This window comes from Virgibacillus salexigens, assembly GCF_014905415.1.
GTDB lineage: Bacteria > Bacillota > Bacilli > Bacillales > Amphibacillaceae > Virgibacillus > Virgibacillus salexigens.
This window is the reverse complement of the sequence record NZ_BNEO01000001.1, coordinates 70,169-94,457: the sequence shown is the minus strand read 5'-3', so window position 1 is coordinate 94,457 and position 24,289 is coordinate 70,169. Positions and strand designations below refer to the sequence as shown.

24 protein-coding genes, 1 pseudogene and 1 riboswitch are annotated in these 24,289 nt (G+C 37.0%); of the genes and pseudogenes, 22 read left to right on the top strand and 3 right to left on the bottom strand.

The features are described from left to right. Positions 1 to 47 precede the first annotated feature (47 nt). The 11 genes and pseudogenes from JKP73_RS00475 to JKP73_RS23590 all read left to right on the top strand — a co-directional run. The gene (locus JKP73_RS00475) at positions 48 to 749 is read left to right on the top strand and encodes a GNAT family N-acetyltransferase (protein WP_200410797.1); all 702 of its coding nucleotides are present in this window, start codon (positions 48 to 50) and stop codon (positions 747 to 749) included. Positions 750 to 917: 168 nt separating this feature from the next. Beyond that, positions 918 to 1,361: an MFS transporter gene (locus tag JKP73_RS22985; protein ID WP_234447029.1), complete on the top strand. Its 444-nt coding sequence runs from the start codon at positions 918 to 920 to the stop codon at positions 1,359 to 1,361. Next, entirely contained in the window at positions 1,340 to 2,023 is a 684-nt protein-coding gene (locus tag JKP73_RS22980) for an MFS transporter (protein WP_234447028.1), read from the top strand. Before JKP73_RS22985 ends, JKP73_RS22980 begins: the two co-directional genes overlap by 22 nt. Before the next feature lie 424 nt (positions 2,024 to 2,447). Then, positions 2,448 to 2,972 carry a sigma-70 family RNA polymerase sigma factor gene (locus JKP73_RS00465; RefSeq protein ID WP_200410796.1) on the top strand — a complete coding sequence of 175 codons (525 nt, stop codon included), beginning with the start codon at positions 2,448 to 2,450 and terminating at the stop codon, positions 2,970 to 2,972. Then, entirely contained in the window at positions 2,965 to 3,849 is an 885-nt protein-coding gene (locus tag JKP73_RS00460; protein ID WP_200410795.1) for an LCP family glycopolymer transferase, read from the top strand. Before JKP73_RS00465 ends, JKP73_RS00460 begins: the two co-directional genes overlap by 8 nt. Positions 3,850 to 4,029: 180 nt before the next feature. Beyond that, positions 4,030 to 4,482, top strand: coding sequence for a VOC family protein (locus JKP73_RS00455; RefSeq protein ID WP_200410794.1), 453 nt, complete (start codon positions 4,030 to 4,032; stop codon positions 4,480 to 4,482). Between the two features lie 413 nt (positions 4,483 to 4,895). After that, the gene (ppsA, locus tag JKP73_RS00450) at positions 4,896 to 7,508 is read left to right on the top strand and encodes a phosphoenolpyruvate synthase (protein ID WP_200410793.1); all 2,613 of its coding nucleotides are present in this window, start codon (positions 4,896 to 4,898) and stop codon (positions 7,506 to 7,508) included. 326 nt (positions 7,509 to 7,834) lie between these two features. Beyond that, positions 7,835 to 8,809: a helix-turn-helix transcriptional regulator gene (locus tag JKP73_RS00445; protein ID WP_160806580.1), complete on the top strand. Its 975-nt coding sequence runs from the start codon at positions 7,835 to 7,837 to the stop codon at positions 8,807 to 8,809. Positions 8,810 to 8,907: 98 nt separating this feature from the next. Continuing rightward, positions 8,908 to 9,306: a VOC family protein gene (locus tag JKP73_RS00440; RefSeq protein WP_038243110.1), complete on the top strand. Its 399-nt coding sequence runs from the start codon at positions 8,908 to 8,910 to the stop codon at positions 9,304 to 9,306. Positions 9,307 to 9,387: 81 nt separating this feature from the next. Continuing rightward, positions 9,388 to 9,633, top strand: coding sequence for a DUF1697 domain-containing protein (locus JKP73_RS00435; RefSeq protein WP_051739043.1), 246 nt, complete (start codon positions 9,388 to 9,390; stop codon positions 9,631 to 9,633). 467 nt (positions 9,634 to 10,100) lie between these two features. Further along, positions 10,101 to 10,313, top strand: a pseudogene (locus JKP73_RS23590) (hypothetical protein); the annotation flags it as partial. Positions 10,314 to 10,740: 427 nt separating this feature from the next. Here the strand turns inward: JKP73_RS23590 and JKP73_RS00425 are convergent. From JKP73_RS00425 to JKP73_RS00415, 3 genes are read right to left on the bottom strand one after another with little or no spacing between them, the layout of a single operon-like run. Then, positions 10,741 to 11,454: a hypothetical protein gene (locus tag JKP73_RS00425; RefSeq protein ID WP_148530689.1), complete on the bottom strand. Its 714-nt coding sequence runs from the start codon at positions 11,452 to 11,454 to the stop codon at positions 10,741 to 10,743. After that, the gene (locus tag JKP73_RS00420; protein ID WP_021288949.1) at positions 11,451 to 12,326 is read right to left on the bottom strand and encodes an ATP-binding cassette domain-containing protein; all 876 of its coding nucleotides are present in this window, start codon (positions 12,324 to 12,326) and stop codon (positions 11,451 to 11,453) included. The genes JKP73_RS00425 and JKP73_RS00420 overlap by 4 nt, the downstream gene beginning before the upstream one ends. Then, a complete protein-coding gene (locus tag JKP73_RS00415; protein ID WP_021288948.1) occupies positions 12,316 to 12,699 on the bottom strand; it encodes a GntR family transcriptional regulator in 384 nt (127 codons plus the stop codon). The genes JKP73_RS00420 and JKP73_RS00415 overlap by 11 nt, the downstream gene beginning before the upstream one ends. A gap of 512 nt (positions 12,700 to 13,211) precedes the next feature. Between JKP73_RS00415 and JKP73_RS00410 the strand changes: the two genes are divergently transcribed. The 11 genes from JKP73_RS00410 to JKP73_RS00360 all read left to right on the top strand — a co-directional run bounded on the left by JKP73_RS00410 (position 13,212) and on the right by JKP73_RS00360 (position 24,282). Next, positions 13,212 to 13,628 carry a YbaN family protein gene (locus tag JKP73_RS00410; RefSeq protein WP_231378647.1) on the top strand — a complete coding sequence of 139 codons (417 nt, stop codon included), beginning with the start codon at positions 13,212 to 13,214 and terminating at the stop codon, positions 13,626 to 13,628. 595 nt (positions 13,629 to 14,223) lie between these two features. Beyond that, positions 14,224 to 15,042, top strand: a complete 819-nt coding sequence (locus tag JKP73_RS00405; RefSeq protein WP_038243136.1) for a sulfite exporter TauE/SafE family protein — start codon at positions 14,224 to 14,226, stop codon at positions 15,040 to 15,042. 13 nt (positions 15,043 to 15,055) lie between these two features. Then, positions 15,056 to 16,459: a bifunctional metallophosphatase/5'-nucleotidase gene (locus tag JKP73_RS00400; RefSeq protein WP_021288944.1), complete on the top strand. Its 1,404-nt coding sequence runs from the start codon at positions 15,056 to 15,058 to the stop codon at positions 16,457 to 16,459. Positions 16,460 to 16,525: 66 nt separating this feature from the next. Beyond that, positions 16,526 to 16,834, top strand: a complete 309-nt coding sequence (locus JKP73_RS00395; protein ID WP_021288943.1) for a YunC family protein — start codon at positions 16,526 to 16,528, stop codon at positions 16,832 to 16,834. 96 nt (positions 16,835 to 16,930) lie between these two features. Further along, a complete protein-coding gene (gene yunB / locus JKP73_RS00390; RefSeq protein ID WP_038243142.1) occupies positions 16,931 to 17,704 on the top strand; it encodes a sporulation protein YunB in 774 nt (257 codons plus the stop codon). 49 nt (positions 17,705 to 17,753) lie between these two features. Further along, positions 17,754 to 17,929: riboswitch (Lysine riboswitch) on the top strand. 175 nt (positions 17,930 to 18,104) lie between these two features. Next, positions 18,105 to 19,664: a Na+/H+ antiporter NhaC family protein gene (locus JKP73_RS00385; RefSeq protein ID WP_021288941.1), complete on the top strand. Its 1,560-nt coding sequence runs from the start codon at positions 18,105 to 18,107 to the stop codon at positions 19,662 to 19,664. Between the two features lie 219 nt (positions 19,665 to 19,883). After that, on the top strand, positions 19,884 to 21,422 hold the full coding sequence (locus tag JKP73_RS00380) for a sodium-dependent transporter (protein ID WP_021288940.1): 1,539 nt from the start codon (positions 19,884 to 19,886) through the stop codon (positions 21,420 to 21,422). Position 21,423: 1 nt separating this feature from the next. After that, positions 21,424 to 21,525 (top strand): methionine/alanine import family NSS transporter small subunit, encoded by a 102-nt coding sequence (locus JKP73_RS00375; protein ID WP_021288939.1) that lies wholly within the window; start codon positions 21,424 to 21,426, stop codon positions 21,523 to 21,525. Positions 21,526 to 21,691: 166 nt separating this feature from the next. Next, positions 21,692 to 22,918, top strand: coding sequence for an acyl-CoA dehydrogenase family protein (locus JKP73_RS00370; RefSeq protein WP_021288938.1), 1,227 nt, complete (start codon positions 21,692 to 21,694; stop codon positions 22,916 to 22,918). After that, entirely contained in the window at positions 22,915 to 23,694 is a 780-nt protein-coding gene (locus tag JKP73_RS00365) for an SDR family oxidoreductase (protein WP_160806579.1), read from the top strand. The genes JKP73_RS00370 and JKP73_RS00365 overlap by 4 nt, the downstream gene beginning before the upstream one ends. A gap of 21 nt (positions 23,695 to 23,715) precedes the next feature. Beyond that, complete coding sequence (locus JKP73_RS00360) at positions 23,716 to 24,282, top strand: TetR/AcrR family transcriptional regulator (RefSeq protein ID WP_021288936.1); 567 nt, start codon at positions 23,716 to 23,718, stop codon at positions 24,280 to 24,282. The last annotated feature ends 7 nt before the right edge of the window (positions 24,283 to 24,289 follow it).

Here is a 24,289-nt window from a genome sequence, read left to right as displayed (position 1 = left end):
TAACGAGTTATGCTGCAATAAATAATGTAATGAAATGTGGTGATTAAATGAATCAGAGAATAAACCAATACAACCAGCCAATTGGCAAAGCAATGCCTAACTGGCAGAAACGAGCACTCCCTGCAGATATGTATTATGTTGGGAAATATACGATTGTCACTAAGTTGACTTGCGAGCATAGTAAAGCTCTCTATGAATGCTTTAAACACTCGAACCCTAGTAATTGGACTTACTTGCCAGAAGAGCCCCCTCAAAACTATGAAGAATTTGAAAAGATGCTACTGAAAAAAATAGCAAGCAAGACAGAAGTTTTTTATGTTGTGCTGAATAAAGAGACGATCCAGCCTCTTGGAATTTTTAGTTTGATGAGGATTGATCAAGAAAATGGGGTAGTTGAAGTAGGGCATATCAATTTTTCAGATGCATTAAGAAGGACACGCATATCTACTGAGGCACATTATCTATTAGCTGCATATGTATTTGAGGAACTTCAGTACCGACGTTATGAATGGAAATGTGATTCTCTCAATGCTCCTTCTAACAAAACTGCTAAAAGGTTAGGGTTTCAATATGAAGGGACATTTAGAAACAACCAGATTTATAAACAACGTTCACGAAACACCAACTGGTTTTCAATGCTAAAAGAAGAATGGCCACTACATAAACAAGCATTAACCCAATGGTTGGCAGAGGAGAACTTTGATGACAAAGGAGTTCAAGTTCAAAGGTTAGAAGCATTTAAGCAATAAGAACAAAATTGCTTGTTTATTTTTTTAATGCAAAAGGGCGCTTTCCTTTAAGATCGCTTCTTTTTTATAACCCCTAGTGAATATACATGTATAAATAATATTATATGGGGGGCTATGGAGATACGAGGGAGGGCAAATTTAAGTGTTAGTTGGATAACTTTGTTTCTGATGGGTACTGATTTATTTGTGGCGTCTCCGTTATTACCGTTCATTTCGGAAGCATATAAGGTTAGTCCAGAGACGACCGGATGGATGGTAACTGTTTTTGCGGTTACATATGCCTTTTCGGCTCCATTCTTTGGTTGGCTTTCAGATAAAAAGGGACGAAGAACAATTATTACGTTTGGTTTATTATTGTTCGCTATTTCTAACGCGCTAACTGCTTTTGCTTCTTCATTTTTATGGCTAATTGTTAGTCGTATTTTAGCTGGTTTATCCGTTGCTTCAATTACTCCTTTGATATACGCAATCATTGGAGATATAGCTCCACCAAATCGAAGAGGAAAATGGCTTTCGATTGTTGTCTCAGGACACTTAACAGCTCTTTGGGCAGGTGCGCCATTCGGTACGTTATTAGAGCATTTTCTTGGTTGGCGTTCAGTATTGTTGTAATGGCGATCATAGGAGCCATATTGGCGGTAGTGAACTTCAAGACATGGAAATCTATTCCTAAAAGTGATTTAACAAGAAGTCGTCTATTAGAAGGGAATCTTCTAAGAATACTTGGTTCCGTAAGTGTTACTACCATTTGGGCGATTTCCATGTATGCCCTTTATGTTTATTTAGGTGCAGCGCTTTACTCCGAAAATAGATTCTCATCATCAGAAATCGCATTGGCTGTTACCTTTTTTGGTGTCGGTGCTGTTTTAGGAAGCCTTACAAGTGGGCAATTAACAGATAAATTTGGAGAAAGAAAGATTTCGAAGGCTACGCTAATTTTCTTAACTCTAGTACTCATTTGTTTAGGGATATTCTTCTCATCTGGCGATTCGATTTATTTCTTTCTGTTTATATGGGCTTTAGTCGGGTATGCAGGATTTACATCATACCAAGTGAGATTAGCAGTGGAATATCCAAAAGAACGAGGAATTGTTATGGCATGGAATAATACTGCTCTGTATATTGGTATCACCATTGGTTCAATGATTGGAGGTTATGTCATATCTATTTGGGGATATTCTCAACTCCCATATGTTTGTAGTATTGCAGCAATCGCTAGCTTTGTGCTTAGTACCCAAAAGGTAAAAGAAAAAAAGAACCAACTTTTTCAATAGATACTTGACATCAGAACGAGATCTTTTTGTTTTCGTATCAGGTACTTTAATGGGAGATTCCTTTTAGAATTTAAACAATCGTTTTCTAATATCGCGATATTCAAGAAAAGGGCGCTTATCCCGAATTGAACTGCACCTCCAATTTGTTAGTTGTGTCTAACAATTGGGGTGCAGTTCAAATAAAAATGCGCCCAATATTGCTTTCTAGGGCCAATTAATAGATTAACTTTTTTAACATTGTGTGTAATAACGGCGGAGATTAATTTTATTAAATATGTATTAATAAAAGCTGAGCATTATTTTCAAGGTTTTGAGTTATCTTGTATATAATGCTTTTTTCTTTTTTAAGGATTGTTGAAACCATTTTGGATCAGTTGTCGTCTAAAGGCCAAATAACTAAATCTAGCTGAAAATAGGAGGAGTCATGGAAGAGGGGAAGAAAGAAGAGATTCTAGAGAGAGTCATGACCGAATATGGGAGTGATCTAGTTAGATTAGCGTTTAGTTACGTCAAAGACAAAGAAACTGCAAAGGATATGGTTCAGAACACCTTTATTAAATGCTATGAGAACTTAGATAACTTTCGTTTTGAATCATCAATAAAAACCTGGCTATACAGAATTACAATCAATCAATGTAAGGATTATTTTAGAAGTTGGCACTTTCGAAAAGTTCAAGCAAGAAGCTTCTTGGAAAGCGCGATTGGAACTTTTTTACCTTCAGCAGAAGATAAGATGATTAAAAATGCCAAATCTGAAGAGATGAGGAGTCTTATCTTTTCTTTATCCAAAAATTATAGGGAAGTTATCTTTTTGTATTACTATGAGTCTTTATCCATTAAAGAAATAGCCCATGTAGCAGAATTAAATGTCAATACAGTTAAAACAAGACTAAGCAGAGCAAAACAAAGATTAAAAATTTTAATTGAGGAGGGAAATGCTTATGAATAAAAAATTTAAGAAGGAGGTTTTTTCTTATTTGGAAAAGGAAGATCTGAAATTCACGAAAGAAGATAGGATTGAAACATTAAATAAAATTCAAGACAGGAAAGATCAAAAACAAGGCAGCAATAGAACTCTACTTAACACAGGCAAACGTTATGTCGTTCCTGTATTAGGTTCTGTAACGGCAATAATCTTAGCACTTGTTATACTTCTGCCGAATCTAAACTTTGGCAACGAAATGGTTCAAGAAACCGAACAACAAGCATATCAACAAGAAGATTTATCTTTTTCAGTGTTATTACTGGGAAAAGATTCAGCTGGTGAAACGAATCGTAGGAGCAATATTAACATCGTACTGACTTACAATAGCGATGACAACAGTATGAATGTCGTGTCAATTCCTCGTGAGGCGCATGTCGAAATTTTTAATTCTAAAGGAGAAATAATAGACAATGATAAGTTAATGCATGCATCTGCTTATGAGCCAGACCCTGAAGCCGCTATAACAACAGTTTCAAACCTTTTAGATATTTCAATCGATTATTATGCCACTTTTTCGGAAGAGCATATATATAATAAGTTAGGAATTGTTAAGGAGGATTTAAAGGGGAATCGGGAATTAATTAGCGAAATGGGTGATTTAATTAAAGATCAATTGTCCGCTTCAGAAATTAAAGCCCTTTTGGAAGAAAGTGGTAAAAAAAATATTCCAAACGGTTCATTAAACCAAATGGAGGATATGAATTCTGTGTCCATGCAGGTCATCGATATGGCACAGGAGGCAGAGGAAAAAATTATTAAAGGCGTCTATTATACTGAAATTAACCAAAATTTATTGGAAAAGACATCTGACACGTTAAATAAGCACCTGGGTGATAATTAATGCTAGTGGATTTCCACAAACAGGCGCAATTCTGGAATAAGAGTTGTGCTCTTTATTTATGATTATTTATGAAAAGGGTCATTTAATCGAATAAAAGAAATGGTATAGATATAAAGGAATTGTTTTAGTAATCTAGAAGAAGTCTATAGTAATAAATTTTACACATAAGGAGATAAAACTATGGCAAAAAACAAATTACTAAGAATGGACAATGTCGGCATCGCTGTAGAATCCCTTGATAACGCAATCCTTTTCTTTGAGGAGATTGGCTTGAACCTCGAAGGACGAGCCACTGTCGAAGGTGAATGGGCTGGTCGCGTAACCGGATTGGGTTCTCAGTGCGTAGAGATTGCTATGATGGTTACCCGAGATGGTCACAGCCGAATTGAACTTTCACGATTTCTCAACCCACCTACTATATCAGATCACCGGACTGCTCCTGTAAATGCGCTTGGTTATCTACGCGTCATGTTCACCGTTGAAGATATTGACGAAATGGTATCCAGACTCACTAAGTATGGTGCTCAGATCGTTGGCGAAGTGGTTCAGTACGAGGACTCGTATCGGCTCTGCTACATTCGTGGAACCGAAGGAATTCTAATCGGTTTAGCGGAACAACTCGGTAACAAATAAGTAAGTAACGTTTTTATATAAAGCCTTTACTGAAATGTTATATGCCAATCCGTCTCAATTTGAAAAAAATTCTTATTCAATAAAAGGGCGCGCTCACGGAATTAAAGAATACGCCCGCTGTTGGCTCATATGGCCAGATTGTGGAGTAAAAAAGATTTTTAGCAATCGAGAAGAAATCCTTGGCAGTCGTATGAAGTAATGGTATTAAGTTAATGGGCAGGATAGTTCAATAGTATTTGTTACTAAAAAAGATAGTAAGATAAAAATCGGCAACTGTCCCTTTCCCTAGTTTAATTATACCATAGTTTCCTGACCATTTTTAGACTGTTTTTTATTTTTAAAAATTGTTAGCATAAATCAAGTAATGTTGCTTCTTTGACGCAGTCTGCAGCTATTAAATGGGAGGGAAAGATATGAATCAATATGTTTTAGAGCTTCAGGAGATTGATAAAACAAGACAAAGGGCGACCGGAGGCAAAGGGGTTAATTTAGGGGAATTATCAAAAATTCATGGAATACAAGTGCCGGAAGGATTTTGTGTTACGACAGAAGCCTATCAAAAAGCTCTCGAACAAAATGAAGCCTTCTACGCATTGTTGGATCAACTAACACTGCTTAAAGTAGAGGATCGAGATCAAATTGGTGAAATCAGCAGGAGGATTCGAAAAACCATAATGGAAACAGAGGTTCCTTCCGATGTTATGGGCGCAGTCGCTGACTATCTCTCCCAATTTGGCGATGAACATGCTTATGCAGTGCGTTCCAGTGCAACTGCTGAAGATTTACCATATGCCTCTTTTGCCGGTCAGCAAGAAACCTATTTAAATATTATCGGAAAAGAAGCTATTTTGAGTCACATCCGAAAATGTTGGGCTTCCCTATTTACGGATCGTGCGGTAATCTACCGAATGCAAAACGGATTTGATCACAGACAAGTGTATTTATCCGTTATCGTTCAAAGGATGGTTTTCCCACATGCTTCAGGAATTTTATTTACTGCTGACCCCATTACCTCCAATCGAAAGCTGCTATCAATCAATGCCAGTTTTGGACTTGGAGAAGCATTGGTCTCTGGTTTGGTATCCGCCGATTGTTATAAAGTAAAGGAAGAGGAAATCATCGATAAAATGATCGCAATCAAAAAATTGGCCATATACGGACGAAAAGAAGGCGGAACAGAGACCCAGCAGATAGATGCGGATCAGCAAAAGACTCAAACACTTACTGAACAACAAATTTTACATCTGGCACGCATCGGAAAACGGATCGAAGCTTATTTTGGTTGCCCACAAGATATCGAATGGTGTTTGGTTGACGATACATGTTATATTGTTCAGAGTCGTCCAATCACGACTTTATATCCCATCCCTGAAGCGACTGATCAAGAAAATCACGTTTATGTATCTGTTGGGCATCAACAAATGATGACTGAAGCCATGAAACCATTGGGATTGTCTTTTTTCCTGTTAACGACTCCTGCACCCATGCGTAAAGCTGGTGGAAGGTTGTTTGTTGATGTCTCCCATCAACTGGCATCACCTGACAGCAGAAAGAATATAATAGATGCCCTAGGACAATCCGATCCCCTCATAAAAGACGCACTTATGACTATCGTAGAGCGAGAAGACTTTATTAAATCATCACCAAATGATATAAAAGTACAGAGTCCTGAACAAAGCAATAAAGGTATATCGGTTATGGATTCTCAAGCACAAATCGAAAAAGAACTGAAAATTGTTTCTGATTTGATTAAGAGCAGTCAAACATCGATAGAAGGGTTAAAACAAAACATCCAAACGAAATCAGGTTCAGATTTATTTGATTTTATTCTAGAAGATATACTGCGATTAAAGAAGGATCTATTTGACCCACGTATGAGTGTGATTATGGATGCGATGGATGCTTCATCATGGATCAATGAAAAAATGAATAAGTGGTTAGGCGAAAAAAACGCAGCAGACACGCTTTCTCAATCTGTACCAAATAATATTACTTCAGAAATGGGTCTGGCGCTTTTGGATGTTGCCGATGTGATTCGCCCTTATCCGGAAGTAATTGATTTTTTACAGCAAGCAAAAGACAATAACTTTTTGGATGAACTGGTTAAGTTTGACGGTGGAAAGGAAGCTCAGAACGCCATAATAGCTTATCTTAACAACTACGGAATGCGATGTGTTGGAGAAATCGATATTACGAAAACCCGTTGGAGCGAAAAACCAATTACACTTGTCCCTATGATTCTTAGTAATATCAAAAACTTCGAGTCTAATGCCAGCAAACAGAAATTTGAGCAAGGTCGACGTATTGCTTTGAAAAAAGAACAAGAGTTATTAGATCGATTGAAGCAATTACCGGATGGTGGCCAAAAAGCTAAAGAAACAAAACGAATGATTGACCTAATTCGGAATTTCAGCGGGTTTAGGGAATATCCAAAATACGGTATGATTAATCGCTACTTTGTTTATAAACAGGCTTTACTGAAAGAAGCCGAACAGCTCGTACAAGTAGGCGTGGTTCATGAAAAAGAAGATATATACTATCTCACTTTTGAAGAACTTCGTGAAATCGTACGCACACATAAACTGGATGATCAGATCATTAGTAAACGAAAAGATGAGTACAAATTATATGAAAAACTAACTCCTCCACGTGTGATCACGTCTGATGGTGAAATCATTACAGGAGCATACAAACGAGAAAATCTCCCAGCAGATGCTATTTTAGGTCTTCCTGTCTCTTCCGGAGTTATAGAGGGATGCGCTCGGGTCATTTTAAACATGGGAGATGCTGATCTAGAAGATGGAGATATATTAGTCACAGCCTTTACCGACCCTAGCTGGACACCATTGTTTGTATCCATAAAAGGTCTAGTCACCGAAGTTGGCGGACTGATGACCCATGGAGCGGTTATCGCACGTGAATATGGCTTGCCAGCAGTTGTTGGAGTGGAAAATGCTACGAAGCTGATCAAGGATGGACAAAGGATCAGGGTGAACGGAGCAGATGGGTATATAGAAATACTATAATTGATTCAATTAAATCATAAAAGAAGAACGTTTGAATTAGGAGAATCATTAACAATGTGGTGCTTTGCGGTCTAGGGTAAGAACTTTGTCACTGGGACATATAAGGGAACAGTAACTAAAGATAGATATTAATGTATATTAAGTTTATCTTGAAATCGAGTCTTACGTTAAAGGGTGCAAATCTGGAATAAGGTCTTTCCTGAATCGGGCCAGATTGTCGAACAACGCGGTACTCTTGATTTCTAGAAGGGTTGTACGAAAATACTCTTATGATTTATGAGATAAAGATGGCAGTAGTTTGAAATTTTGTCTTTAAGAGGTGTAGTATGTCCAAGGCTGATAAGATGCTCGCCATTTTATGGTTGTTAAAAACGAAAAAACAGATGACTGCTAAACAATTGGCGAATGAACTTGAAATCCATATTCGAAGTGTTTATCGCTATATTGATTCGTTGTGTGCCAGCGGCGTTCCAATTATAGCTGATTCCGGGCATAACGGTGGGTACCGTTTGCTTTATGACTTGACTAAAGCTCCACTTTTTTTTGGCATGGATGAACAGAAGGCACTTGTCCATGCATCCAAATTTGCAGAAGAGGCTGGCTACCCCTTCGGTGACGCATTAAATCGAGCGGTTTCCAAGCTGAAAAGATACACAAATCCGAATCAATCAGAGGAAATTGACCGTCACGAAAAGGGAATTGATGTGATTAGTCCTAAACCTGATTCTTCCTTGAATTCTTTTCTTCAGGAGTTGGAAATATCAGTGGCAGATGGCAAAATGCTCACTATAGTGTATCAAAAAGGATACCAAGCCTCCTTGCAGGAACGTCGGGTTGATCCATATGGATTGACGTATTGGAAGGGAAAATGGTATGTCATCGCCTATTGCCATTTACGCCGTAATATTCGCAGTTTTCGAGTGGATCGCATTCAATCCTTATCCATCACAGATATTATATTTAAAAAGCCAGAAAGTTTTTCAACTCGGCAGTTTTTCCTTCAAAATCTTTTACCTGATAGGGAAAATCAGAACCAACTACTGACGGTTTCCATTCAAGGTACTCCGCATGCCATTAATGATCTGTGTAATCATTGGTTATTTGGACACGCGATTGTGGAACGATCGAAAAATCGGGCTTATTTTAAACTTGATGAAAGTGCCATTTCGACTTATGTTCCTAATTTTTTGCTTACTTATGGAACAACGGTTGATGTTTTAGAACCTACTTTTTTAAAGGAAAAATTAGTTGATGCTGTTTCAAAATTACTTTATCATCACCAAAAATCTGAACTTGACTGACCGCAATTGTCAGTCAAGTTGTTTTATAGTAAGACAAGGTCGTCAGATAAGAGAATGAATGACGATCAAACAATCTTACTTTTTGGAAGGTGATGGAATTGAAACTACTGCAAATTAGACTTTTGGTCAAAGATTTTAGAAAAAGCGTTTCGTTTTACAAAAAACACCTTGAATTACCAATTAGCTTGTATGAGGAAGCCATGGAGTATGCTCTCTTTGACACGGGAGAAACCAAAATTGAACTTTTACCTCGAAACGTGATGGCTAGAGGAGTCGGTGAGGAAAATAAGCCTGTGGATGTGGAAACACAATCATCATTCTTATTTCAGTTTAAGGTGGAAAATGTCGATAAGGCTTACAAGCATCTTCGTGAAAAGGACATTACGTTTGTGAACGAGCCCCATGATCGTACAGAGTGGGGCGCTCGGATTGCTCATTTGTGTGATCCGGATGGAAACTTGATTGAAATCTATACAATGCTGGGGGGAGACGAATAATAAGTGTGTTTTAATTTTTCTTTCTGTGTACGTAATTGTCTAAATGGGGGGTGCTTTTATTGCAAAGTACGCTCTATCTGAATGATGCGAAACGTAATGCCGGAAAAGGGTAGAATGATGATTTATATTGCACTGTTGCGAGGTGTTAACGGAGGTGGAAGAAATAAAATCAAAATGGCCGAATTGAGGCGCGCTCTTGAAGCAATTGGCTTTAGCCAAGTTCAAACATATATTCAAAGCGGTAATATCTTGTTTGAATCGAATGAAAGGGAAGAATCGTTGCAGAAACAAACCGAGAAGAGAATTGAGGAAGAATTCGGCTTTTAGAGGACCGTAAATCGATATTTGAATAAAATAGAAATTAAAGTTGCTAAGGAAAAGCTTTTATTAATAAGATGGTTCAAAGTACTGAAACATTAGACGAAAGGGGATGTAGTAGGGGTAGGCGGCCGTACGAAAAATGGCCGCATATGTCTCAAGGTGTGTTTCTGTTGGTTTTCCTGCCGGTATAACTACTAGACTGCTTGGAGGCAATCACATTATAGAAAAAGGATTTTTTGCTTCCATATACAGGCAAATTTCATAAAAAAAAGTTGCTAGACTAACTGCCAAAGTGCAATAACGTATAATGCAAATTATCTCTAGGTTTTTCCATAATTGATGCGCTTCTTTTAGTAGTGGAACATACTCCGCCCCCTCTTTATATGCAGTTCGAAATAGACGAGTTCCTCCACCGGCAGCTGAGAGGTCATGCCCGATACCGAATTGTTCAAATCCGATAACCGAAGCTTCCTGATAATAAACGTGGGTGGCTTTTGAAAAAAGGTTATCCAGATGATAAGGCTGAGGTAGATGTAAACGGACAAAAGATTATTCCAAGGAAAGTACTAGCTGAAATGATTAAAAAAAATAGTAAACAACAAAATCAGAATCAAAAGCATGAGTCTATATTAGAGGGTGGTCGGGAATCGTTTATCCACAAAAAGGAAACCTATAAAACAGTATTAGGGTCTTTAAAGTTAAAAAATTATTCTTTTTATATGGTATCAATTTTTCTAAGAGTGAATAAATCACTCTTGCTACATGTCTTGTTAAAATCAATTGAACTAAAACAGGACAAAGCGAAATGACTCGACAATATATGGTGGGGAATGGATATGTTTTGTCCAAAGTTCATGTTACCCCCGTAATAGTGTTCTTGTGCCCGGTCAGCTTGATAAAGTATGAATTAGTTTGAAGACTAATAATAGCAAAAACGCATAACATAAACGTTTTGATTAGATAAAACATGAGTTGAAAGTCAAAAATATTCAAATTCGAAATGGAAGGTTCCATCGATTAAAACAGACAAAACCCTTGTCACAGCAATGTTTGTGGCAAGGGTTTTAGTTTGTGATTTATACCTAATGTGTATCTAATCATGATGCAAGGTGTTTACTTCATTTTCACTTGAATATCTTTTACTAATCGGTAGTTGATTACTAACATACCTGCACTTAACAGCAGTAAGATGATTATAGAAGTGAATATAGACAGTGAAAGTCCTTCAAAATGAACACCATACACGGTCACCGTTTCTCCGTTGATAACATTTTCTAGCATCACTAAGACAAAGCCAAAAAAACTTGCGAATATGCCTTTCCACCAGTTATATCGATAGAAAACATGGCCGATAAACCAACCAATGATATAGTAAAGCCATGAAGTTATTATAAATAATAGAAAGTAGCTGATCCAATATCCGAAACTGTGGAATTGTAAATGTTCTGGATAATGAATACCAAATAGTGATAGGACGATTCCTTCTATTACAGGAAGAAGCATACTAATGACCCCAATGGTTATAGTGATCATGAGCGAAGCGATAGCCCCGCCTATAAAATAGGTTCTCCGTGTAAGTCCATGTTCCGTATAATATCGAAGAAACGTGAATACCATCATGATCCCAACAACGAGCATAAAAATAGGGCTAGATTCATTCATAAAATACATAAAGTGATCTATCGCTGGTTCTACTTCACCAAAATAATCTCCAATCCAATGCAAAACACGAAGGATGATAATAATAGCAAATAACCAAATTGACCATTTCAACCATTCTTTATAGAGCTCCCTAATAACAGTTTTATTTAAATGCTGACGCATCATGCTTCCTCCTTTGTGAGATATGTGAATAAATGTTGCAAGGAGATCGGAGAAACTTCAAGATCTTTTAATTTAGCACGTCTCCAGTCTTCCTCCTTGAATTCCCCATAAATTGTTGTAGCCTTGGTACCACCTAGCTTTTCCTCATGCAAAATATGTTTGTTTGCAGTAAATTCATCGACGATCTCGTTAGCTCCAATAAGTTTTACTCCTCGATTCGTGAAGGTTTCAAAATCTTCATCGGCTACTAGTTTGCCATGATGTAGAATGAGAATATGATCAAATAGATGCTCCATTTCAGAGACCAAATGGGTGGAAAGAATAAACATTCTATCGTTTCTTTCATGTTCTTTTAATAGTTCCTGATAAAACATTTCTCTTGTCGGTGCATCAAGCCCTAAATATACCTCATCAAAAATGGTAACTGGTGTGCGATTTGCAAGCCCAAGCATAATGTGGAAAGCAGCAACCATTCCCTTTGAAAATTTACTGAGTGGCTTGTTTACATCAATTTTGAATTTGGAAATTAATTGATCTGCATAAGTTTCATCAAAGTGTGGTCGGTGTAATTTAACTGATTCGAGGTATTTATTTGCATTTTCAATTGCTTCATCTTTATAAACACGGTCGTAACCAAAGTGAATATTTTTCATATGATTAGGGTGTTCAAACAGCTCATTACCATCAAAGGTAATGGTACCTAATGTAGGAAGGCGATAAGAAGCAACTAATGATAACAATGATGTTTTTCCAGCTCCATTTCTTCCGATTAGGCCGTAGATTTTTCCAGATTCCAATACAGTTGTAACATCATTAAGACTTTGTTGTTTTCCATAAGTTAAAGAGATATTTTTTAGTTCAAGTTTATGCGTCATTATGGATTTCCTCCTTTGTTTTCTTGATTAAATCAAATAGTTCTTCTTCTGAAAGTTTCAGTTTTTCAGCTTCTAGGATCATATTTATTAAATAGACAGAAGCAAAATTTTCCTTTCTTTTTTGGAGCAATTTCTGTTGTGCTCCTTTTGCGACAAACATACCAATTCCTCGTTTTTTATAAAGGATCCCTGCTTCGACTAATTGATTCATACCTTTTGCAACAGTAACGTGATTCACTTTATAGAAATTTACGAGTTGCGTTGTGGAAGGTGCCTGTTCTCCTTCTTTGAGAGACCCTCGAACTATTTGATCCTCTACTTTTTCTCGAATTTGTATAAATATTGGTTTTTCCGATTGAAAATGTTGAGCCATATCATCAACGCCTTTATTGTTTGTTATATGGTTATATAGTAAGCTATATAACCATATAAATGCAAGTGTGAATTTATAATAATTTAACGTTCGTTTGTTTCTCTAATAAATTATGTTTTTGCCAAAAGCTCTAAGGTTTAACTTTTATACTGTATAGATCAATATTGTTTTGTGTTGACGTTAACAAATGTTGTAGAAACAGCAATGGTATAAAAGGGTAAACGTACAAGCAGTGTAAATAACAGCACGTGAAAAAATTAGTTTTTTAAGCTAGATTACGAAGGAGGGAGGTTACGGTGTGATTTCTATCTGCAGACGAAGGGAGTTAATGGAAAGTAAACGGCTTGTTGAACGTAGTAATGCGATTGTATAATAGGAGTATAGTTATTTTGAAGTAGCTCTCATCTTGAACGTTTAAAAATTATCGTCCGTGCATACTATTGTTTGAGATTCCATTTCTATGTGTTGATTTGGTCGAGCGCTCCTATGATCGTGAAAAATAATGAAGTAAGGTGATTACCATTAAAAATATAAAAAGTATGTTGTTTTTTCTACTTGGGTGTATATCACTGGGGATAGGAATTGGTGGGATTATACTCCCTGTTTTGCCGGGAGGCCCTTTTTTTCTATTTGCAGCTTTTTGTTTTGGCAAAAGTTCTAAACGTATGGATAATTGGTTTAAACAGACCGCTTTCTATAAGAAATACGTTGTCCGATTCAAAGAGAAAAAAGGGATGTCTCGGAAAGAAAAAATTCGAATTAATCTCATAGCAGATGCATTTATCTTGTTTTCAATTTGGTATATGGACATCCTTTTCATTCAGGTTCTATTAGCGCTTCTGGCCATCTATAAGCATTACTATTTTATTTATAAAATGAAGACGATTAAACCTGAAAAAGAGAATGCAAACAATTATGTTTCTGAATAGAGGAAAGGTATTAATTAAAGGATAAATAGTTAAGACTGATAGATTTACTAGAGCGTTGCAGCAGGGATAACCAGTCGTTGAAATGAATTTCTCTAGTAAATTTCATTCTTTTAGTATAATTATATTTAAATTCATCCATACTATAAGTGAAAAGAGGGGACATGCCCCTCTTCAAAGTAGTGCCCATAATTGTTTGATGAGTAGGATTGTCATAATTATGGGCCAGGTCTTTATAAATATAATATTCTCTTTAACTTGAATATAGATCATTCACATCCCTCCTTTCCCTCCTTTTGTATTTATTATCTCCAGAAATGAGTTGTTTGATTCGGAGGAGAAAGAAGTTCTGTATGGAAAAAAATCGTTATTTAGTTAAAAACCTTGTAATGATAGCACTGGACCTATGTATGGTTAAGTGCTATTTTTATTAAGAAAATTTTTTTGAGGTTCAAGGTTTTAAAAAGTCTCATGTTATAATTGGTTTTCCTATGTGTAAATGTTTATTAAAAGCTAAGGTATACATGTGGGAAATGTTAAAAATCAATGCTAGTATTAAATGAAGAACGTATTTTGATGTAGATGGAAGGGATAGATATTGGTCTTTGTTGTTTGTTTAGTTATAGGGATTATAACAGCATTTGTAGGAGGTTTAATGGGATTAGGCGGGGGGATTGTACTTATACCTAGTTTGCTGTTCCTGAATCAAGCCTCAGATGCTTTTGCCTGGGCAACACCACAAGCAATCGTAGGTATTTCTTTAGTATCAATGGTATTTACAGCAATGTCTTCGACAGTATCTTATTATAAACGTGGTCGTGTTGATGTTCGAACAGGGATCTTATTTTTAACTGGAAGTATACCTGGCGGGATACTCGGATCGTGGTTAAATCAATTTGTAGAAGCTGATGAATTTCTTTTATATTTTGGTTGCATTACCATTGTCATATCTCTTCTTTTTTTTATAAAACGGAAAGAACCATCTATTCACATGAATAGTGAATTAAAAGGTGTACGAACGTTTCATCTTAATGGAACTACTTATCACTATACCGTTTCAAAATGGATAGCCTTTGGTTTATCTTTAGCCGTTGGTATATTATCTGGGTTGTTTGGTATAGGCGGCGGTTCTATTATGGTTCCAGCTATGATTTTATTATTTGGTTTCCCAGCTCACATTGCTACAGCTACATCGATGTTTATGATATTTTTTATTAGCTTAATTGGAGCGGCAACTCATATTGCCCTCGGCCATATCGAGTGGGAGTATCTTCTCTTTTTTATACCAGGTGCATGGGTTGGTGGGAAACTTGGTGCTTGGGTTAATCAACGATTAACAGGAAAGGTGCTTGAATGGATCTTGCGGATTTTATTAATTATAATAGGAATTCGAATGATTTCTCAAGGGCTGTCGTAAGGAGCATAACAAAATGGAAGAGAAAATTTATTTTTATTATACAAATGATTTACATAGCAACTTTAATAACTGGTCTCGTGTTACAAGTTATTTAAAGGATGCAAAAAAACGTTGTGAAGCAATGGGGAATTCGAGTTGGAGAATTGACATTGGAGATCATGTGGATCGTATGCATCCTATTGCAGATGCCTTCAAGGGGAAGGCAAATGTCGAATTAATGAATGAAGCTGATTATGATGTAATTACCTTAGGAAATAACGAGGGGATAACCCTATCACATGATGAATTGTTTCAGCTTTACGATCATGCTCAATTTGATGTCGTTTGTGGTAATTTACATAGTATGGATCAGGTGGAGCCGGACTGGTTGAAGCCTAGCGTAGTACTAGAAACTGTTCATGATGTAACCATTGGTGTAGTTGGGCTCACGGCACCATTTAATGCTTTTTATGAACTATTGGATTGGCACGTCTCTCCACCATATGAACAATTAGAGAAAATCATAGATGATATTAGGGGAAAAGTAGATATTATTATCTTATTGTCTCATTTAGGCTTCAGTGAAGATCAAGAAATTGCTGATAGATTTACAGAAATTGACGTGATTATTGGTGGCCATACGCACCACCTGTTACGAACAGGAGAATATATAAATGATACATTAATTACAGCAGCAGGAAAGCATTGTAATTATGTTGGTGAAGTTATATTAACTTGGGATCATCAAACACAAAAACTCGTAAATAAAGAAGCCTATACTACAAATATTTCACACTTACCGCAAGATAACCAAACGGAAGACAAGGTTACCAAGCTTTTAGAGCAAGCAACCGTTCATTTAGCCGAACCAGTGGTAAACTTAACCGAACCGCTAGCAGTTAATTGGTGGGAAGAAACACCGATTATTAAGGCTTTGGCAGATTCAATAAAATTGCAGACAAACGCCGATTGTTCTATGCTCAATGCCGGTGTATTGTTAGAGGGCCTTCCTGAAGGGGAGGTAACGTATGGAGATATTCATCGAATCTGCCCACATCCAATTAATACATGTGTTGTTGAATTGACCGGTAATGAATTATTAGAAGTTATTCGTACTTCACAAACAGAAGACTTTATGAATTTTCAACTGAAAGGCTTTGGTTTTCGTGGAAAAGTTTTAGGGAAAATGACATTCTCTGGAATAGAACTCGCTACCGAAGAATTAACGAATGGAGATATTTTTATAAGGCAAGCGTTCCTTGATGGACAATCAGCCTTAGAGGCTAATCAAACGTATAGAGTAGCCACTGCAGATACCTTTACATTTGGTAGATTGTTGCCAGAAGTAGCTAAATCGGAAGTAAAACAATATTATTTACCCGCATTTTTAAGAGACATACTAGCGGAAACATTGCAACAATTTGTTAACGAAGGGTAGTGACGCCATGGCCTCCTTTTGCATATAGATATGGTGACTAGGATGAAGGGGAGGCCGTTTACACTTATGATTACAGTAAATCCATTAGAAGTAGAGGATGGTATGTTCTTTACAGCTATTTGTGTTGAGTTGCCTAAGACGAATTTATTAATTATCTCGAATGAAATTGGTTACATTATGTGTGCTGCATTAGATGTGGATTTGTTAAGTGAAAAATTGGCAGATCGAGAAGTTATTGCAGGTCGTGCAGTAGGTGTTCGTACGATTGATGATTTACTACATGCACCACTAGAGAAGGTAACTCATTCTGCAAAGGAACAATATGGTTGGGAAGAAGGTATGATTGGCAAGGATGCCTTAATACGAATATCTTAAGTTAGTGTCTCCTAAGAGGGAGGCATTTTATTTATGTAGATTTTAAATTCTAACTAACTTGAAACAAGCATAAGTTTGTTTCAAGGGGGTTTTCGTATGGGTAGACGACCAAGATTTAAACTGCGAACAACATCTCCAGTAAAGGTTGTTTTTTTAATGACGACAATTGCTTTTGTAATCTTGACCTCCCTTAGTATCATCATCGTGGATAAAGGGATAACCCCGCCTTTAATGGAGATAGCAAATCAAAAAACACAAGAGTTTGCGACACGGACAATCAATGAAGCAGTTAAATCAACGGAAAATATTAGCTTCGATGATTTAATGGAAGTAACGACAAAGGATAATGGCAGTCCAGCAATTGTTGGCTGGAAATCATCTGCTGTCAATCGCGCCTTACGAACAGCTACAAAACGAGCAGAATACTTCTTATATGGAATGAATAAAGGTGAAACGCTGAACACAGATGATCCGGATATGGAGCCGCAGGACTATGGGGATACAGCCAATGATTTAGCTGATAAAGATCCTACTGTGGTAGAGATTCCGATTGGGCAAGCTACAGGAAGTACAATATTATCTAATTTAGGTCCAAAAGTTCCTGTCCATTTTGAAATTGTCGGTAGTATTCAATCAGATGTAGAGTATGAGGTAAAGAAATTTGGGATAAACGCAGTATTAATTGAGATTTATATCCCAGTCACTGTCAATGCACAAATTGTTGTTCCATTTACGACTGAACCATCGGAGATAAGTACTAGGGTCTATGTTGACTCTCGAGTATTAATGGGAGATGTCCCTGACTTTTATGGGGGTGACGAGGGTGGACCAAATATCTCAGTACCAAAAGATGACTTGAATAATAATTAAAACCTTGCTATACTTAATATAATAATTTGAATAATAAACCTTATCAGATCGGTGAGGTAGAGGTGCAATAGATATGAGTACTCAGTCGGAGGATGACAACTAGGATGATGGAGGAAAGGATTTACTGCCGAAGTACAATAGGTGTCAGGCTTATTGTTACTGGTATGCTTTTGAATAAGAAGTATACTGTCATGCAAAGAAGTCGCATGGAGAACTACTGATCGAAATGGAGGATAACGTATATTGTAAAGGCAATGGTAGGTTATTTTCTATCATTGTCTTTTTTTCTGTCTACAAAAGCTACCTTTCTAACGGACACCCCCCACAGTTACTTATCCCATTTTCTTGAACAGTATGTTTTCTTTCCTTTTGTAAACAATCTTATATGGAGGTAACAGCAATGGAAGGAACCATTTTTTCACTTATCCCAGCAGTATTAATGCTGGTACTTGTACTATTAACGAGAAATGTTTTACTGTCTCTAGGGACAGGAATTGTAGTAGGAGCGTTACTCATTCATGATTTTGCAATTTGGGATTCGCTAAAAGAAATAGGAAATAATTTATATACTATTTTTGTTACAGACGGGGCTCCAAATACTGGTAATCTACTGTTATTAGGATTTCTCCTTTTACTTGGAATGATGACTGCTTTTCTACAAGCCTCAGGAGGAAGCCGTGCTTTTGGAGAGTGGATGATTAAACGAGTGAAGACGCGTGTTGGTGCACAAGCGATGAGTGCAGTGCTAGGTATTATCATTTTCATTGATGATTATTTTAACAGTTTAGCAGTAGGACAAATAGCTCGTCCGTTAACAGACCGACATCGAATTTCTCGAGCAAAGCTTGCTTACATTATCGATTCAACTTCAGCACCGGTAACTGTTATTTCACCAATTTCTAGTTGGGGAGCATATATCATCGGTATTATTGGTGGATTACTTGCAGCAAATGGTATCACATCAATGGAACCATTAGAAGCATTTATTAAAATGATACCTTTTAATTTATACGCTTTGGGAGCTATTTTACTTGTGTTTCTTGTAGCCTATCTCAAGATGGATATTGGCCCAATGAGGAAACATGAAAAAAGGGCGGTTAAAACTGGAGCATTAATAGATCCAGAACAAGATAATGTACCAGGAGATTTAAGTGATACATTTGAAGCTCATCAATCTGGGAAAATATATCATTTGCTTGTTCCAATTGGAGTACTTATTGCAGCCACGATCATTTCAATGCTAATAACTGGAGCAAATGCTAGTGAAGGTGAAATAAGTATATTAACTATTTTTGCAAATACAAACGTAAACCTTTCTCTATTTATTGGTGGGCTTACAGCAGTATTAACTGCCTATATCTTCCATGCAGTACAAGGGAAACCAAAAAATAATGCAGAAAAAATTATCGTTGAAGGTATAAAGACGATGCTGCCAGCAATTTATATTCTTTTATTGGCTTGGATGATTGGGTCGATTATCGGAACATTAAAAACTGGAGAATACTTGGCACAAATTGTGAATAATTCATCCATTAGCCCTTCACTATTGCCATTCTTATTTTTTATTATTGCAGGCTTTATGGCATTAGCAACAGGAACGTCATGGGGAACATTTGGAATTATGCTGCCAATAGCAGCAGAAGTGACTGTGATTACAGATATAGATATGTTATTACCTTCCATGGCAGCCGTACTTGCAGGTTCTGTATTTGGCGATCATTGTACACCAATATCTGATACGACAATTTTATCCTCTACTGGTGCCGGCTCCAATCATATAGATCATGTGCTTACACAGTTGCCATATGCTATTTTAGCAGCAGTTTCGGCTGCAGTAGGATATTTATTAATTGGGTTTACCAACCAAGTGATCCTGCCGTTATTAGTAACAATTGCTATCATTACAGCCTTTGCTGTACTTATTCATTTCCTGAAAAATACAAAATCAAGTAAACATTAATCGTACATCCATCCTTTTCTTCAAGAGGATGGATGTTTTTGTCAAGATCAATATCGGTCAATTGGCAATATCTTGAATTTTAAATAATTTCTTTGACATAGGCGAAAAGTACCGTTATAATACAAGCATAAATATCAGAAAAAAACAAACTTTTAAAACATTCCTTTAAACTATGAACATATAAATAGTTTAAAAAGGGGAAAAGGGGGAAGTCTTCGTATGGATACTCGTTCACAGTGGGGAACAAGAGCAGGGTTTATTATGGCTGCTGTTGGGTCAGCAATCGGTTTAGGTAATATTTGGCGCTTTCCTGCGGTTGCTTATGAGAATGGTGGAGGAGCATTTATCATTCCATATTTATTTGCATTATTAACCGCTGGAATTCCTATACTTATTATGGAGTTCACACTAGGTCATAAATACCGTGGATCTGCACCATTATCCTATAAGCGATTAAATAAAAAAACCGAATTCGTTGGTTGGTGGGCTGTTTTAGTAGCCTTCGTAATATCTACCTATTACTCTGTTATTATTGCCTGGGCAATATCTTATTCCGTTTTTTCCTTTAATTTAAGCTGGGGATCAGACACCGAAGGATTTTTAATGAATGACTTTTTAAATCGAACGGTAGACCCAGGTCAAGCAGGAAGTCTTGTGCCAGGAGTACTAATACCGCTTATTATTGTGTGGATTGTGGTATTGGGTATTTTATTCAAAGGTGTAAAGAGAGGAATAGAAGTAGCCAATCGGATATTTATCCCTGCATTAGTAATTATTTTCCTTATTATTGTTATTCGAGCCGTAACTTTAGACGGTGCTTTGGCTGGATTGGAAGCCTTCTTTTCACCAGATTTTAGTAAGATTTGGTCTGGGGAAGTATGGGTAGCAGCATACGGTCAAATATTTTTCAGTCTCTCGATTGCATTTGCGATTATGATTACTTATTCAAGCTATTTACCTAAGAAATCAGATATTACAAATAATGCATTTATCACTGGATTTGGTAATTCAAGCTTTGAGTTACTTGCAGGTATAGGGGTATTCTCTGTACTAGGCTTTATGGCAACACAATCTGGGGTGGGGGTAGATGAGGTTGTTTCCGGTGGAGTGGGATTAGCATTTGTCGTATTCCCAGCTATTATTAATGAATTTCCTGGACTAAATGGATTATTTGGATTCTTATTTTTTGCATCGTTGGTTTTAGCCGGCCTAACGTCGTTAATGTCAATCACAGAGACGTATATCGCAGGTTTAGTTGATAAATTTAAAATCTCTAGAACGAAAGCAGTATTATTCGGTGGTGGAACAGCTGCCATTATTTCCTTACTATTTGCTACGCAAGGTGGGTTATACTTCCTAGATGCAGCAGATTATTTTATTAATCAATTTGGCGTGGCATTAGTTGGATTAGTAGAAGTTGTGCTTATTGCATGGATACTCCGTGAAGTGAAGAATATCAAAGCACATGCAGACGAAGTCTCCGATATTCGTTTAGGCTGGTGGTGGACTTTAAGTCTAAATGTTATTACACCCATTGTTTTAGGATATATGATGTTTGATTTATTCCGTCAAAATTTGATGAAGCAATTTGATACTCCAACAGGCAACTATGAAGGTTATCCAGATGTGTTTATTCTATATGGTGGTTGGGCTGTTGCAGCAGCTGCATTGATAATTGGTGTCATTATGTCCCTGACGAAATGGAAGCAAAATGGAACCCAAGCGAATCAACAGTCAGATAAAAGGGAGGCCAAATAATATGAGTGGTAGTGCCATCTTACTTATGATTCTTTCAGTTGTAATTATTTGGGGAGGTTTAGCTGCTAGTATTACCTATGCGGTTAAAAAATCGAAGCAATAGATTAAACATAAAGGCTGTACTGAACTTGAGCAAAATCAGTACAGTCTTTTTTTAGGTTGGGAATAGGTATTGCCAATCGTCATTATTTTGTTATAATATACATAAGATTCAGAACATACTATTCGGTAGGTATGTTATTTTATATATGAGGATGGGAGGAAAGAAAATGGAATTTTCGTATTCTGATAAGGTACTAAATTTACAAACCAAGCTACATCAGTTTATGGAAGAGTTTATTTACCCGAATGAGCAAGTATACAAGGAACAACTTAAATCCCAAGCAAACCGTTGGTCTCGTATCCCGCCAATCCTGGAAGAGTTAAAAGAAAGGGCGAAGGAAAGGGGATTATGGAACTTATTTCTACCTAATAGTGATGTTGGTGGGGGATTAACCAACCTAGAATATGCTCCTCTATGTGAGATTATGGGAAGGTCCTCGATCGCACCCGAGGTATTTAATTGCAGTGCTCCAGATACTGGAAATATGGAAGTACTTGAACGTTATGGATCCCCAGCTCAAAAAGAAGAATGGTTACAACCATTATTAGAAGGGAAAATACGATCTTGTTTTTCTATGACGGAGCCAGATGCTGCCTCAAGTGATGCAACGAACATTGGTACGAGTATTAAAAAAGAAGGAAATGAGTATGTTATCAATGGTCGAAAATGGTGGTCGTCAGGTGCTGGAGATCCTCGTTGCCAAATTGCTATTGTTATGGGGAAATCGAATCCGACAGCTCGAAAACATGAACAACAATCAATGATCCTTGTACCTTTAAATACAGAAGGTGTGAAAGTTGAACGGATGCTTCCTGTATTCGGTTATGATGATGCACCGCATGGCCATGCTGAAATCACCTATGATAATGTGAGAGTTCCTGAAGCAAATATGATATGGGGAGAGGGAAAAGGATTTGCTATTGCTCAAGGGCGATTAGGACCAGGAAGAATCCATCATTGTATGCGATTAATTGGTTTAGCAGAGCGTTCACTAGAACAATTATGTAAGCGTATTCAAGAGCGTGAAACCTTTGGAAAAAAATTAGCAGAGCAGGGCGTTATTCAAGAATGGGTGGCTAATTCACGCATTGAGATAGAACAATCCAGGCTATTAACGTTGAAAGCAGCTTATATGATGGATACGGTAGGAAATAAAGATGCAAAAGCTGAGATTGCAATGATTAAAGTTGTAGCACCTAATATGGCTTTACAGGTGATTGATCGAGCTATCCAGGCATTTGGTGCTGCCGGAGTGAGTGATGATTTCCACTTAGCCGCTGGATGGGCAAATGCACGTACACTTAGATTAGCAGATGGGCCAGATGAAGTTCATCGGCGTCAGATAGCTAAATTAGAAATGAGAAAATATAAACAAAAGGTGGAGTTGTCATGAGTGTTACTGAATTATTCAATCTTGCAGGGAAAACAGCGATTATTACCGGAGGAGGGCGTGGACTTGGTGCACATATTGCCGAGGCTTATGCAGAAAGTGGAGCAAATGTCATCTTATGTTCTCGAAAGATAGATGCTTGTAAGGAAAAAAGTGAAGAACTTATGCAACGCTTTGACATCGATGCACTAGCATGTGAATGCGATATTTCTAAACAAGAAGATGTTAAAAAAGTTGTAGAGGCAACAGTAGAACACTTTGGAAGGATTGATATTTTAGTAAATAATAGTGGGGCAACGTGGGGCGCTCCAGTTATTGAAATGCCATTTGAGGCATGGGAAAAGGTGATAAATGTAAATATAACAGGCACCTATTTGATGAGCTTGGAAGTAGGAAAAATCATGATTCAACAAAAACAAGGGAAAATTATAAATCTTGCGTCGGTTGCAGGCTTTGGTGGGTCTGACCCAACTGTTATGAATACCATTGGCTATAATACAAGTAAAGGGGCTGTGATGACTTTTACAAAGGATTTAGCTGTTAAATGGGGTAAATATAATATTAAGGTAAATGCAATTGCGCCTGGATTTTTTCCAACGAAAATGTCCAAAGGTTTGTTAGATAAAGGAGGAGACAAAATTTTGGCAGGTACCCCGTTGAATCGTTTTGGTAAAGATGAAGATATTAAAGGAGCTGCACTGTTTTTGGCCTCACGGGCATCTGACTTTGTAACAGGTGATATATTGCGAGTAGATGGTGGATCGAGTGCTTATGCTTAAGCGAAACGAGAAGGGATATATGTGAAAGAAAAATTAATTGAACAAAGCATATTATTGTTTGAAAAACAAGGGTTTAATGCAACATCTATTCAAGATATTGTGAAAAAGTTAAATGTTACAAAAGGAACGTTCTATTATTACTTCACAAGTAAAGAGCAGCTGCTAATGGAAATTCACGATGACTACATTACGAATCTACTAGATCGTCAATTAAAAATTATTAGTAGGTCATCGCTGTCCCAAAAAGAAAAGCTGATTGAGATTATTCGGTTATTAATTATAGATATTCAAGATCATGGGTCTAGCGCAAGAGTTTTCTTCCGTGAATTACGACATTTATCTGAGGGCAATGTAGCAGCAATTAAAAAGGTTCGCAGGGAATTTCTTGAAAATGTAAAGAATGTAGTGCAAGAAGGTATAAATCAAGGGGAATTCACAAATACACTTCGGGGAGATATGGTCGCATTTGGTGTTGTTGGCATTACCAATTGGAGTTATAACTGGTTTAATCCAGATGGGGATGTTACCCCAGAAGAATTAGCTAGAATATATTATCAAATGATTTTACATGGTATTTTAAACGAATGATTAGGGA

Coding starts and splice junctions, on each gene's coding strand:
- JKP73_RS00475 (WP_200410797.1), top strand. CDS start 48: ATGAATCAGAGAATAAACCAATACAACCAGCCAATTGGCAAAGCAATG.
- JKP73_RS22985 (WP_234447029.1), top strand. CDS start 918: ATGGGTACTGATTTATTTGTGGCGTCTCCGTTATTACCGTTCATTTCG.
- JKP73_RS00465 (WP_200410796.1), top strand. CDS start 2,448: ATGGAAGAGGGGAAGAAAGAAGAGATTCTAGAGAGAGTCATGACCGAA.
- JKP73_RS00460 (WP_200410795.1), top strand. CDS start 2,965: ATGAATAAAAAATTTAAGAAGGAGGTTTTTTCTTATTTGGAAAAGGAA.
- JKP73_RS00455 (WP_200410794.1), top strand. CDS start 4,030: ATGGCAAAAAACAAATTACTAAGAATGGACAATGTCGGCATCGCTGTA.
- ppsA (WP_200410793.1), top strand. CDS start 4,896: ATGAATCAATATGTTTTAGAGCTTCAGGAGATTGATAAAACAAGACAA.
- JKP73_RS00445 (WP_160806580.1), top strand. CDS start 7,835: ATGTCCAAGGCTGATAAGATGCTCGCCATTTTATGGTTGTTAAAAACG.
- JKP73_RS00435 (WP_051739043.1), top strand. CDS start 9,388: ATGATGCGAAACGTAATGCCGGAAAAGGGTAGAATGATGATTTATATT.
- JKP73_RS00425 (WP_148530689.1), bottom strand. CDS start 11,454: ATGATGCGTCAGCATTTAAATAAAACTGTTATTAGGGAGCTCTATAAA.
- JKP73_RS00420 (WP_021288949.1), bottom strand. CDS start 12,326: ATGACGCATAAACTTGAACTAAAAAATATCTCTTTAACTTATGGAAAA.
- JKP73_RS00415 (WP_021288948.1), bottom strand. CDS start 12,699: ATGGCTCAACATTTTCAATCGGAAAAACCAATATTTATACAAATTCGA.
- JKP73_RS00400 (WP_021288944.1), top strand. CDS start 15,056: ATGGAAGAGAAAATTTATTTTTATTATACAAATGATTTACATAGCAAC.
- JKP73_RS00395 (WP_021288943.1), top strand. CDS start 16,526: ATGATTACAGTAAATCCATTAGAAGTAGAGGATGGTATGTTCTTTACA.
- yunB (WP_038243142.1), top strand. CDS start 16,931: ATGGGTAGACGACCAAGATTTAAACTGCGAACAACATCTCCAGTAAAG.
- JKP73_RS00385 (WP_021288941.1), top strand. CDS start 18,105: ATGGAAGGAACCATTTTTTCACTTATCCCAGCAGTATTAATGCTGGTA.
- JKP73_RS00380 (WP_021288940.1), top strand. CDS start 19,884: ATGGATACTCGTTCACAGTGGGGAACAAGAGCAGGGTTTATTATGGCT.
- JKP73_RS00375 (WP_021288939.1), top strand. CDS start 21,424: ATGAGTGGTAGTGCCATCTTACTTATGATTCTTTCAGTTGTAATTATT.
- JKP73_RS00370 (WP_021288938.1), top strand. CDS start 21,692: ATGGAATTTTCGTATTCTGATAAGGTACTAAATTTACAAACCAAGCTA.
- JKP73_RS00365 (WP_160806579.1), top strand. CDS start 22,915: ATGAGTGTTACTGAATTATTCAATCTTGCAGGGAAAACAGCGATTATT.